We start from the raw sequence: 12,394 nt of genomic DNA on the forward strand, positions 1-12,394 counted from the left end.
TTCGAGCGGAGCTCTCGGGTTGGGTTTTCTGCTACCTGCAATCTGTAACCTGCAATCTGCAAGTGCTAAACAAACTACTATTTAATCAATCCAAAAAAAAAGCAATAAATGTCAATGTATTGATGTAAAATAATAACAAAAACATCAGTGTGTTGATATTTTTTATTATTTTAGCCAAAAAGTAAAAGATGCAAAGATTATACAGTCAATTTTACGAAAAATACGCAGTTGTGCAAACGCAACAAGTGAGGGACTTTATGCATACTATTGATTGGGACAATCGATTTATAGGTATAAAAGGGAGTAGAGGTATAGGAAAAACAACGCTTCTGCTGCAGTATATTCGGCTAAATTTTAAACCAGACAAAAGTGTTTTGTATGTAAGTTTAGACCATTTATATTTTCTTGAAAACACCTTATACGATTTAGTAAGTGATTTTTATAAAAAAGGAGGCTTGTTTATAGCTATCGATGAAGTTCATAAATATCCAAACTGGGCAATTGAAATAAAAAATATGTATGACGATATGCCCCATTTAAGATTAGTTTTCACGGGTTCCTCTTTACTTCATATACAGCAGGCAAAAGCAGATTTAAGCAGGCGCGTGGTGGTTTATTCTATGCCGGGTTTGTCTTTTAGGGAGTTTCTTCAATTTGAAACAAAGATAAATTTGGATACTTATACACTAAAAGATATAGTAGCCAATCATATAGCCATCAGTATTGCTATTACCCAAAAAATAAAACCTTTACATTACTTTGATGAGTACTTGAATTATGGCTATTATCCTTTTTATATCGAAAATAAAAAAGCATTTCATCAAAAATTAAGCGAGATTTTACTAACAGTTTTAGAAGTCGACATACCGCAATATGCTTCCATTCAGGTTTCTAATATTGTAATGCTAAAAAAATTATTGGCAGTCATTAGCAATTCAGTGCCTTTCAAACCTAATATGAACAGCATAAGCGAACGCACGGGAATAAGTCTCAATACCATGAAAAACTATTTAAATCTTTTGAATGACGCACAACTTTTACAGCTTTTGTATGTAGAAGACAAAGGAATTAATAGTTTAGGCAAACCAGAAAAAATTTATTTGAATAACCCTAATTTAATGTTTAATTTGGTCAAAGAAGTCGATAAAGGAAACCTAAGAGAAACCTTCTTTTTTAACCAACTCAACTATAAGAACACTGTTTTTGCTTCACAAAGTGCCGATTTTAAAGTTGCTGGTGTATATGAATTTGAATTGGGAGGTAGAAATAAAAAGCAAAAGCAAATTAAAGATAGTAAGAATGCATTTATTGTAAAAGATCATATCGAGATAGGAACTGATATAAATATTCCCTTGTGGTTGTTTGGTTTTTTGTATTAATTTGCCTTAAGGGTTAACAAACCACGAATGGTTGGGTTTCACTGTTTAACACATAACCTACCACTTTATGGTAAAAAAAAATTAAACCACATAAGGCATGTATGATTCATATAAGAAAAAAAACTTTGTGCCTTATTGTTTTTTGTTGGAGTGTTGATTTTTAATAAGACCGAGAAGAGTTTTATCGATACAGTTTAGGTTGGTTTGTCTGTTGTTGGTTATCAGTTATCGGTTTGCTTCGCTTGTTCGAGCAGAGCTCAAGGTTTGAGTTAACGGTTTAATCGTTATCCGTTGTTCGTTATGGGTTAACTGGTTAATCGTTTAACTGATAAAAAATATCAATATCAATTTCAATGGTAATATCAATTTCTGTGCCTACAACCCACAACTCATAATCCCTCTATTTTTTATCTTCATGTGGTGATTAAACTTTATTTTTACCGCAAAAATGCGGTTATAAATTGAAATAATCACCGCATAGTTTTTTATTTACGGTAAATAATGGTTATATTTACCGCAAAAATGCGGCGTATATGTATATTCATCAAAAAAAGAATTGGCCAAAATTCACTTGGGATGCGGACCTGATTACTCCTTTACTTGGAGAAGTCAGACATCGTCAGGGCAAAATTCTTGGAGTGATGCAAGGACTTGGTTTTCGTTTGCAAGAAGAAACTGTGCTGAATACATTGACTTTGGATGTGGTTAAGTCGAGTGAAATTGAGGGAGAACAATTGAATCCCGAACAGGTACGTTCCTCTATTGCAAGACGTTTGGGAATTGAAATTGCTGGTGCTGTTCCTGCAGAACGCAAGGTTGAAGGTGTTGTAGAAATGCTTTTAGACGCTACACAACAATATGATGCACCTTTAAGTGAGGAACGTTTGTTTGGATGGCATGCTTCCCTTTTTCCAACAGGGCATAGTGGAATGCATAAAATAAAGACCGCTGCTTGGCGAGGCGATGCCATACAGGTAACTTCAGGTCCAATGGGTAAAGAAAGGATTCATTTTGAAGCCCCAAGCGCAGATCAGGTGCCCATAGCAATGATTGTTTTTTTAAAGTGGTTCAATGCCAATCAAGATATAGATCCAGTATTAAAAGCCGCTTTTGCTCATTTGTGGTTTGTTACGATACATCCCTTTGAAGACGGAAATGGACGTATAACACGAGCTATAACCGATATGCAATTGGCCCGGGCCGACCAAAGCAAACAACGCTTTTATTCGATGTCGACTCAGATTCAAGCAGAGCGCAGCACCTATTACGACATATTGGAAACTACCCAAAAAGGGGATTTGGATACCACAGATTGGTTGAAATGGTTTTTGGATTGCTTGTTGCATTCGATGAGACAGACCGATGAAACTATTGCAGCCATTTTAAAGCGTGCCCAATTTTGGGAAACGCATCGTACTACTGATTTTAACCCGCGTCAACAAAAAATACTGCAGCTACTTTTGGAGGATTTTTTTGGCAAGCTTACCGTTTCTAAATATGCCAAAATTACTAAAGTCTCAACGGATACTGCTCTAAGGGATATTCAAGATTTGATGGCTAAAGGTATCTTGGAAAAAGAAGGAAGTGGTAGAGGGATTTCTTATCATTTGCTTATTGTTTAATCGCTTAATCGTTTAACTGTTTTATTGTTTAACCGTTTAACTCATACCCAACACCCAACACCTCAAACCTCAGGTGCCTAATATGGTAAAGAAATCCGTCCCGATGGCTATCAGGAATATCTGTGACTTCGCTTTAGCGAATCCGTGTTCATCTGCATCCAAAAAAAACAGCATCTCACTTGTGAAGTGACAAAAAAAAAATAACTTTGTCCTTTAGCGCCTTCGTGGCAAAAATAGTTTAATCGATTAACTGTTTAAACGATTAACCCCATAACCAATTAACCTTCTCTTGAAAGACATTATCTTAAAAGCCGAAAACATCGCCAACGCCATACCTGTCCATAAAACATAGATTTGATTACCTTTGTAACAATGAATAAAAATCTTTATATAATCGCAGAAAAAACATTAGAGTCTGAAATTACTATTTTGAACGAGCTCAAGTTCAATAAATTGAAAAATCAATACTATGAAAACCTATAAAAGAACTCCCAATCAAACTAAAATAATTGAAGGAATGGACAAAGTTTATGAAAAGCTGATTGAATTCAAAAAGAAAATGAATAGCGAGTTAGTAATTCTTAAAGAAGACAAAATAGTAAGAATAAAACCTTAAATAGTGAGAAGCGAGAAGTAAATAGTTTCACCATTCACGCTTCATCAAATAACCAAATAAACGATTAACCAATTAACCTTCTCTTGAAAGACATTATCTTAAAAGCCGAAAACATCTCTAAACAATACCGTCTTGGGCAGGTAGGAACGGGCACGCTCAGTCATGACCTGAACCGCTGGTGGCACCAGGTGCGCGGCAAGGAAAATCCCTATCTCAAAATAGGCGATACCAATGACCGCAGTACCAAAGGCGAAAGTGATTATGTATGGGCATTGCAAGACATTAATTTTGAAGTAGAGCGTGGCGAAGTTTTGGGCATTATAGGCAAAAACGGAGCGGGGAAATCTACCCTCTTAAAAATATTATCCAAGGTTACAGCGCCTACCACGGGCAGCATCAAGTCCCGAGGGCGTATTGCTTCTTTGCTGGAAGTAGGTACAGGATTTAACGGCGAAATGACGGGACGCGAAAATATCTTTTTGAACGGCGCCATTTTGGGCATGACCAAAAAAGAAATTGCCTCTAAGATAGATGAAATCATTGAATTCTCTGGTTGTGAACGCTACATAGATACCCCCGTAAAACGCTACTCTAGCGGAATGACGGTGCGACTGGCTTTTGCCGTAGCGGCTTTTCTTGAACCTGAGATTTTGGTAATTGATGAGGTACTGGCCGTGGGAGATGCTGAGTTCCAGAAAAAAGCGATTGGCAAGATGCAGGATATTTCTCGTACTGGAGGCAGAACGGTTTTGTTTGTGAGTCATAATATGGCGGCGGTTAAACAATTGTGTAGTAAAACTATCGTTCTTGAATATGGTGCTGTAGTTTTTGAAGGCAATACTAATGAAGGGATAGAGTATTATTTACAGTCTAACCAGTACGATGGTTATATAGGGCATTATGTAAATGAAGTTGTTGTTGAATCCGGATTTGTGAGTCTTGCTCTTGTGGATAAAAACGATGCCATTAGAACCGAGTTTGGATTTGACGAACCTATTGCCATCAAGATAAAAGTGAAAGTATCTGAAGAACACCTGAAATCTTATTTGAGTTTTAGAGTTTTAGACAGGAATGAAAGAATAATATTTACTTCTGAAATTAAATTAGCATCTGAAATAGATAAAGCTGGTTTGCATCAGTTTGAAGCAAAATTACCAAAGCAGTTTTTAGTGCCTAGCAAACTAAAACTTACCTTCGGGATGCATATTCCCAATGTCGAATTGATTGATTACCGAGAAGAATGTTTGTCTTTTGAGATTTTGGAAACTGGTACTGATTTTCATATTTATGGAAGTGCAGATTATGGCTGTGTATTAATTGATTGCAATTGGAACTTAATTAAATAAAAAATGTTTAAAAAGATTATAGTAAAAGCTTTCTCTTATTTTTCAAAAAAAGAAGTTGAAGCAAAATTGCAGAAACAAAAGCAAATTGCTAATATTTTCTTAGAAAACGGACAGATTCCTTGGTCGGAAGGATACGTAAGTCATAAAGAAGAATCAATTATTGCTAGTGTTTATAGTGCAGCTGTATTAGAAAAATTTATCAAGAAAAAAGTACCTGTTAATTATGGTTATCGTTTAGATGAAAGAATTGTAGAATACCCGTGGATTTTTGCTAACCTTAAAAAAGGAAAAACTATTTTTTTGGATGCGGGATCAACATTCAATTTTGACTATTTATTGAACAATGAATTAATCGAAAATAAAGACAAATATATTTATACTTTCTTTCCTGAAAGCAAGAGTTACAATCAAAAAAAAATATCTTATGTCTATGGCGATTTAAGAGATTTACCTTTTAGAGATAATTTTTTCGAAGAAATCGTTTGCCAATCGACCATTGAACATATTGATATGGATAATTCAATGTATGGGTATGATTTGAAATCAACTTTGGAACTTGTTACAAACAAGAGTTATGAGTATTTAAAAGTTATTGAAGAATTATTGAGAGTTTTAAAAACCAATGGTCAGTTATTGTTAACCTTTCCTTACGGAAAATTTGAAAACCATGGATTCTTTCAACAGTTTGATGATGAGATGGTAGCTAGAATAATTGATAAAATGAAAGATTTAGGATGTTGTGAATTAACTTTTTTTAAATATTTAGCAAAAGGATGGATTATTGCTTCTCAACAGGAGTGTAATGATGCGGAGTCATTTAATCCTCATACTCAAATAGGAAAAAAGGATGATTTTGCAGCTCATAGTAGAGCTATTTGCTGTATGAAATTTATTCAAACAAAATGAAAATCTTAATCATAGGTTCCAAAGGATTTATCGGCAGTCATTGCGTAGATTATTTTACGGCAAAGGGATTCGAGGTTTTTCAGGCTGATGTAAACGAATCTTCAGAAAGCAATTTTTATAAAATAAAACGGCTAAATTCTGATTTCTCGGCACCTTTCAAAGAAAATCAATTTGATATCTGTATCAATGCTTCGGGTTCTGCCCATGTGGGTTTCTCTTTCGAAAACCCTACCAAGGACTTTGAATTGAATGTGGTCAATGTTCAAAAAATATTGGTAGCTATCAGGGATTATAATAGTGATTGTAAGTTGATCAATTTTTCGAGTGCGGCCGTTTATGGGAATCCAAAAGTATTACCCATTATAGAAAATAGTGGTTGCAAGCCTTTGTCTCCTTATGGTTTTCATAAATTGCAAAGCGAGTTGTTGCTCACGGAATACCACAAGTTCTTTGGGTTGAATACTTGTAGTTTGCGTGTTTTTTCGGCTTACGGGCCCCGATTAAAAAAGCAGTTGTTTTGGGATTTGTATCAAAAGGCCAATCAAGGAGATGAGGTTTCACTTTTTGGTACAGGCAACGAAACCCGTGATTTTATATATATCGATGATTTGATGCAAATTATGGATTTGGTGATCCAGCATTCCCCCTTTCAAGGTTCTATTTACAATGTTGGCAGTCAGGTCGAAACTACAATAGCCGAAGCTGCACAAATTTTCCTAAATGAATTTTCTCCCAAGAAAAAAGTCATTTTTACTGGAGAAGTCAAAGTGGGTGATCCCAACAATTGGCTTGCCGATATGGGAAACCTCAAAAGGTATGGCTTTAAACGCCAATATAATTTATCTTTGGGACTTAAAAAATATGCTGAATGGCTAAGGGAAAACGAGTAGGAATTATATACAGCTTCGATGAAAATTGGATTGGAGGCGCTTATTATATCCAAAATTTAATTCGTTCCTTGAATTATCTCCCAGAAAAGGAACAAATTCAATTGTATGTTTTGACCAAGGATAAGTTTCATTTTCAAGAATTACAAAAAGTGACGGGTTATCCTAAATTGAAATTTATTCAATATAAACCGCAATGCAACAAAATAGAACGGTTTGTTAATAGAGTTTCTCAAAAACTTTTTAAAAAGAAATGGATTGTAAAAAAGATTAAGCTGGATTGGGTTTTTCCTCTTTACGGAATTCCATTAGATTTGAAACATATTAAAGAATTAATTTTTTGGATACCAGATTTTCAGGAAAAATACTTGCCAAATTTTTTTTCGCAGGAAGAGGTAATGAATCGACAATCGTATTATGAAAATATGGTAGTTTCCAACTATCCTATCGTTTTTAGCAGTCAGTCCGCTTTAAATGATTTTAATATTTTTTTTCCTGATGCAAAGAACAAAAAAAAGGTTTTACAATTTGCAGTTGTTCATCCAGATTTGAAATCAAACGATATTGGAGAAGTAAAATTAAAGTACGGTATTGAAGAAAATTATTTTTTTTCGCCCAATCAGTTTTGGCAACATAAAAATCAGACAGCCATATTGGAAGCGGCAAAAATACTGAAAGACAAGGGAATTGGGGTGAAAATTATTTTCACTGGCAAAGAACACGATTACAGGAATCCTGACTATACTAATGATTTGAAACAAAAAGTAAATGAGTATGGACTAGAAAATGAAATCTTGTTTTTAGGTTTTATTGATAGAATTGACCAGTTAGTGCTAATGAAAAATGCACAAGCCATAATTCAACCCTCGTTATTTGAAGGTTGGAGTACCGTTGTAGAAGACGCGAAAGCATTGGGTCAAACCTTAATTGTTTCCAATTTAGCAGTTCATCAGGAACAATTAAGCGACAAAGGATATTATTTTTCACCAAATAATTATAATGAATTGGCAAATAAAATAGTTGAAGTAATGGAGAATCCGGTACACAAATTAAGATATGATTTGGACTATTCGGCAAATATCAAAAAGTTTGCTTTAAATTTGAAATCACTAATAAATAATAACTAAGATTATCTTTGATAATGAACAAAAAGCTATCCATAATAACCATCAACTACAACAACCTCGAAGGACTTCAACGAACCATTGAGAGTGTTTTGAACCAAACTTGGAAAGAGTTTGAATATATCGTTATTGATGGTGGTTCTACGGATGGCAGTGCAGCTTATATTGAAAGTCAAAGTGAGAATATTGATTATTGGGTAACTGAGCAAGACAACGGAATTTATAATGCCATGAACAAAGGCATTCTAAAGGCTACTGGCGAATATTTGTTGTTTTTGAATAGTGGGGATTGTTTTTTTTCTCAAACGGTACTACAAGAAAATTATAATTTAATAGTGAATAATGATTTAATTTATTTCGATCTTCAAGTAATTGGCACAACGGAAACATTCATTAAAAAATATCCAGATGAATTGTTATTTTCATATTTCATAAACGATACTTTGCCTCATCCTGCAACTTTTATCAAAGCTTCGTTATTTGATAAAATTGGGTTGTATGATGAAAGTTTAAAAATTGTTTCCGATTGGAAATTTTTTATAGAAAGTATATGTAAATTTAATTGCTCGTATCTAAGAATAGATGAAACTTTATCTACTTTTTATTTGGATGGCTTAAGTTCAGACCCTCAAAATAAAGTTTTGATTTTTGAGGAAAAGCAGAATTTTTTAAAATCAGATTTCCAAGCATTCATTCAAGATAGAGATGAATTATTTGAATTAAAAACTATTATCTCAAATCTCAGAAAATCAAGAAAAATTAAAATATTAGTGAAGTTCGGAATATTAAATAAATTTTAAAATGAATGCTATAGTTTCTATAATTGTTCCATGTTACAATCAAGCCCAATACTTGGATGAGGCTTTACAATCGGTATTAGACCAAACTTATCAAAATTGGGAATGTATTATTGTAAATGATGGCAGTTCAGACAATACAGAGGAAGTTGCTCAAAAATGGGTGCAAAAAGATGTGAGATTTCAATATTTTTTTAAAAAAAATGGAGGAGTAAGCAGTACCAGAAATTTGGGTATATGTTATGCAATTGGTGAGTTTATCTTGCCTTTAGATGCAGATGATAGGATTGGGAGAACTTATATTAATTCAGCAGTAAGGGTATTTAGGCGCAATTCTACTTTAAAACTAGTGTACAGTAAAGCCGAATATTTTGGTGATAAGACTGGATTATGGTACTTACCGTCATTTTCAATTCAAAATTTGGCACGATTTAATATGATTTTTTGCTCTGCAATATATAGGAAAAAGGATTGGGAGTTGGTAGGTGGGTATGATGTAAATATGATATATGGCATTGAGGACTGGGAATTTTGGATCGCAATTTTAAAAGACGGAGGAAATGTTTTTCGTTTAGATACAGTAGAATTCTATTATCGGGTAAAAAAAGTTTCAAGACAAAAACAATTAGATGGGAAAATGACAAAAATGATGAATGAATATATGTGTATTAAACATGTGGATTTCTTTGTTAAACAATTGGGGTCTTTTCTTGAGCTCAATGAAGTGATAGAAGCTAATAAAAAATGTTCTGAAAACTTAAAAAGCGAGAAATTTGTAATAGATGTTTTTTGTACTACTTTTTTTGGTTTTTCTGTATTTGGATTGTATAAAATAAAAAAACAGTAATGCTGGCTATAGTAATTCCCTATTACAAACTCATTTTTTTTGAAGAAACGTTACTGTCGCTAGCCAATCAAACAGATCAGCGATTTAAAGTTTATATTGGTGATGATGCGAGTCCAGAAAATCCTAAGAATTTATTAGAACAGTATAAAGGAAAATTTGATTTTGAGTATCATCGGTTTGAAAATAATTTTGGAGGAACATCTCTAGTGAAACAATGGGAGCGTTGTATTGCATTGTCTATTGAAGAGGAGTGGATTATGATCTTAGGTGATGATGATTATTTGAGTGATAATGTTGTTGCTTCGTGGTATAAACATTATGGTGAGTTTGATGAAAAATCTAATGTTATCAGGTTTGCTTCACGATCTGTTAATATGAAATTGAATGGAATTATTAGTGATTCCTTTACTCATCCTTTGTGGGAAATAGCACCGGATGCTTACTATAGAAGGTTTAAGGGGCTGACAAGAAGTACGATGTCAGAATATGTTTTTTCTAAAAAATCTTTTTTGAAATATGGGTTTTATGATTATCCATTGGCTTGGCATAGTGATGATGCCGCTTGGTTAGATTTCCCTGATTATAAGCCTATTTACACCATTAATGAAAGTGATATATTTGTTCGATTTTCTGAAACTAGTATTTCTGGAAGTAGTGGAAATCTAAATTTAAAAAATCTGGTATCCGTTGATTTTATTAAGAAAAGTATCTTAAATAAACTCTGTTTATTTAGTAAAAATCAGAGAATAGATTTGTTATTTTATTATGAAAGTGCAATAAAAAAAAATAGAAAATTGAAATGGAGTGAATGGGGTGCTTTACTGTATCATTACACAATGAATTTTAAATTTTTAGATTTTATGAAATTTTTAAGAAGATTTTTTGTTGCGTTAATTTACGAATGAAGCCGAAGGAATATCTGATAAATAATCTTTCAAAATTATAATTATTTAACATTTTTCATATTTTTTTTTTCAGTAATTATAAATATTTATAATTTTAGTATCAATTTATCAATTTAATATAATATAATAATCAATGAAGAAGTATATTTATCAGTTATTTAGAAAATTTGGATATAGAATTTCTAATGAATCGAAAAGGAAAAAAGAATTAATGGATTTAGTTAAATCTTATGGCATTGATAAGGATTATAATAATTTAACCTTTAGAGCTATTAGTTACTATAATAAAATAAAAGACCATTACCCTACTATTATTATAAAATCACATAAACAAGGGGTAATTATTGAAATTGAAAACTTAAAACTTTATTTAGAATCACCAGAAGAATTCTATATTGTAAAAGAAGTTTTTGTAGAAAAAGATTATAATTTTTTAGCTGATAACAAATTTGTTGTCTTTGATATTGGAATGAATATCGGTATTAGCTCCTTGTTTTTTTCTTTGAATAAAAACATTGATAAAATTTATTCTTTTGAACCCGTTTTAACAACTTATAATCAAGCACTTTATAATTTAGGATTAAATACTAAAAATTCTAATAAAATAGAAACTTTTAATTTTGGATTAGGTGGTTCAACAAGAATGGAGAAGGTTTTATATAATTCTCAAGCGAAAGGTAATTGTGGGATACGGTTAGGTTTAAGTCCCAGTATAGATATCGATAATTCTAAAGAAATTGAAATTGAAATTAAAGCAGTTGAGGAAATACTTCCGGAATTATTAGGCCAGCATCTAAATCAAAAAATAGTTTTCAAAATTGATTGCGAAGGAGCTGAATATGAAATTATAGAGAAATTAAGCAGTGAAAATTTGTTGAATATAATTGACATGCTATTAATTGAATGGCATGATAAAGGACCTAAGATGATTGAAGAAGTATTGATTAATTATAATTTTATCATAATTTCACGAGTATTTAGCCCGATTTCTGGGATGATTTATGCTTTCAAAAAAGAATAATTATGAGTCCATTAGTATCTATTATTATTCCCACTTACAATCGAGCACACTTGATTAGCGAAACGCTGGACAGTATTGTAGCTCAAACATATACTAATTGGGAATGTATCATTGTTGATGACGACAGTACTGATAATACGGTAGAAATAATAAATAAATACATTAAAAACGAAAGTCGTTTTCAATATCATTTGAGACCAAAAGGCCGGCAAAAAGGACCTAATTCTTGTCGAAATTTTGGATATGAATTAAGTAAAGGTAAATTTATAAATTGGTTTGATAGCGATGATATAATGTTATCTTGTTTCTTAGAAAAACAAATATGTTCAATTTCAAAGCAAGCTGATATGAGTGTTTGCAAGTTGGTTTATTTTGACTTTGATAAAGAAATCATAACCAAAGAAAGCACAATAGTTTCAAACAATTTAATAGAAGATTATTTGTTAGGTAAAATCCAATTTTATGTTTCGCCTCCTATGTGGAATAAAGTATTTCTTATAAAACAAGTTGAATTATTTGACGAAACTTTAACTAATTTAGATGATTGGGATTTTAATTTACGAATGTTATACCAAGCACCAAAAATAGCACTTGTAGATGAAGTATTAATTAAATATAGGATACACGCTAGTTCTTTATCACAAGAAATAAACAAACTCAATTTTGAAGAAATTAAATCCGAATTTAGAGCCAGAGAAAAACATTTGAAATTAATAAAAGGAAATAAGAATGTGAATTTATTTGTTGTACAAACATACATCAAAGATCGTTATAAGTATATATTAAGAGACGTTATGGTACAAGGAAACGTTCAAAGACGGTATTTTTTAAAAAAACTTTTATTTTCACAAGTAAAACTTTTTGATTTCGCCGGAATTTTGAAAACGTTATTTAGTTTCATAATATTTAGTATTTTTAGGAAAGGTTATAAATTTTTGAATTAA

The 12,394-nt window shown here is 32.2% G+C and carries 12 protein-coding genes; all 12 read left to right on the plus strand.

All coding sequences use genetic code 11. The annotated features are described in order from the left end of the window. Window positions 1-188: 188 nt before the first annotated feature. The 12 genes from IR213_RS06410 to IR213_RS06465 all read left to right on the plus strand — a co-directional run bounded on the left by IR213_RS06410 (window position 189) and on the right by IR213_RS06465 (window position 12,394). A complete protein-coding gene (locus tag IR213_RS06410) occupies window positions 189-1,379 on the plus strand; it encodes an ATP-binding protein (RefSeq protein ID WP_194311478.1) in 1,191 nt (396 codons plus the stop codon). A 533-nt stretch (window positions 1,380-1,912) separates the two neighbouring features. Beyond that, entirely contained in the window at window positions 1,913-3,001 is a 1,089-nt protein-coding gene (locus IR213_RS06415; protein ID WP_194311479.1) for a Fic family protein, read from the plus strand. A gap of 469 nt (window positions 3,002-3,470) precedes the next feature. Next, window positions 3,471-3,617 (plus strand): hypothetical protein, encoded by a 147-nt coding sequence (locus IR213_RS06420; RefSeq protein WP_194311480.1) that lies wholly within the window; start codon window positions 3,471-3,473, stop codon window positions 3,615-3,617. An 83-nt stretch (window positions 3,618-3,700) separates the two neighbouring features. Next, a complete protein-coding gene (locus IR213_RS06425; protein WP_194311481.1) occupies window positions 3,701-4,963 on the plus strand; it encodes an ABC transporter ATP-binding protein in 1,263 nt (420 codons plus the stop codon). Window positions 4,964-4,966: 3 nt separating this feature from the next. Continuing rightward, window positions 4,967-5,869, plus strand: a complete 903-nt coding sequence (locus tag IR213_RS06430) for a methyltransferase domain-containing protein (protein ID WP_194311482.1) — start codon at window positions 4,967-4,969, stop codon at window positions 5,867-5,869. Beyond that, the gene (locus IR213_RS06435) at window positions 5,866-6,759 is read left to right on the plus strand and encodes an NAD-dependent epimerase/dehydratase family protein (protein ID WP_194311483.1); all 894 of its coding nucleotides are present in this window, start codon (window positions 5,866-5,868) and stop codon (window positions 6,757-6,759) included. Before IR213_RS06430 ends, IR213_RS06435 begins: the two co-directional genes overlap by 4 nt. Continuing rightward, the gene (locus tag IR213_RS06440; protein ID WP_194311484.1) at window positions 6,738-7,883 is read left to right on the plus strand and encodes a glycosyltransferase family 4 protein; all 1,146 of its coding nucleotides are present in this window, start codon (window positions 6,738-6,740) and stop codon (window positions 7,881-7,883) included. The genes IR213_RS06435 and IR213_RS06440 overlap by 22 nt, the downstream gene beginning before the upstream one ends. Window positions 7,884-7,897: 14 nt before the next feature. Continuing rightward, a complete protein-coding gene (locus IR213_RS06445) occupies window positions 7,898-8,680 on the plus strand; it encodes a glycosyltransferase family 2 protein (RefSeq protein WP_194311485.1) in 783 nt (260 codons plus the stop codon). A gap of 1 nt (window position 8,681) precedes the next feature. Further along, on the plus strand, window positions 8,682-9,524 hold the full coding sequence (locus IR213_RS06450) for a glycosyltransferase family 2 protein (RefSeq protein WP_194311486.1): 843 nt from the start codon (window positions 8,682-8,684) through the stop codon (window positions 9,522-9,524). Further along, window positions 9,524-10,429: a glycosyltransferase family 2 protein gene (locus IR213_RS06455; RefSeq protein WP_194311487.1), complete on the plus strand. Its 906-nt coding sequence runs from the start codon at window positions 9,524-9,526 to the stop codon at window positions 10,427-10,429. Before IR213_RS06450 ends, IR213_RS06455 begins: the two co-directional genes overlap by 1 nt. Before the next feature lie 133 nt (window positions 10,430-10,562). Further along, window positions 10,563-11,450 carry an FkbM family methyltransferase gene (locus IR213_RS06460; RefSeq protein ID WP_194311488.1) on the plus strand — a complete coding sequence of 296 codons (888 nt, stop codon included), beginning with the start codon at window positions 10,563-10,565 and terminating at the stop codon, window positions 11,448-11,450. Window positions 11,451-11,452: 2 nt separating this feature from the next. Then, the gene (locus IR213_RS06465; RefSeq protein WP_194311489.1) at window positions 11,453-12,394 is read left to right on the plus strand and encodes a glycosyltransferase family 2 protein; all 942 of its coding nucleotides are present in this window, start codon (window positions 11,453-11,455) and stop codon (window positions 12,392-12,394) included.

The organism is Flavobacterium soyangense (genome assembly GCF_015277675.1).
GTDB lineage: Bacteria > Bacteroidota > Bacteroidia > Flavobacteriales > Flavobacteriaceae > Flavobacterium > Flavobacterium soyangense.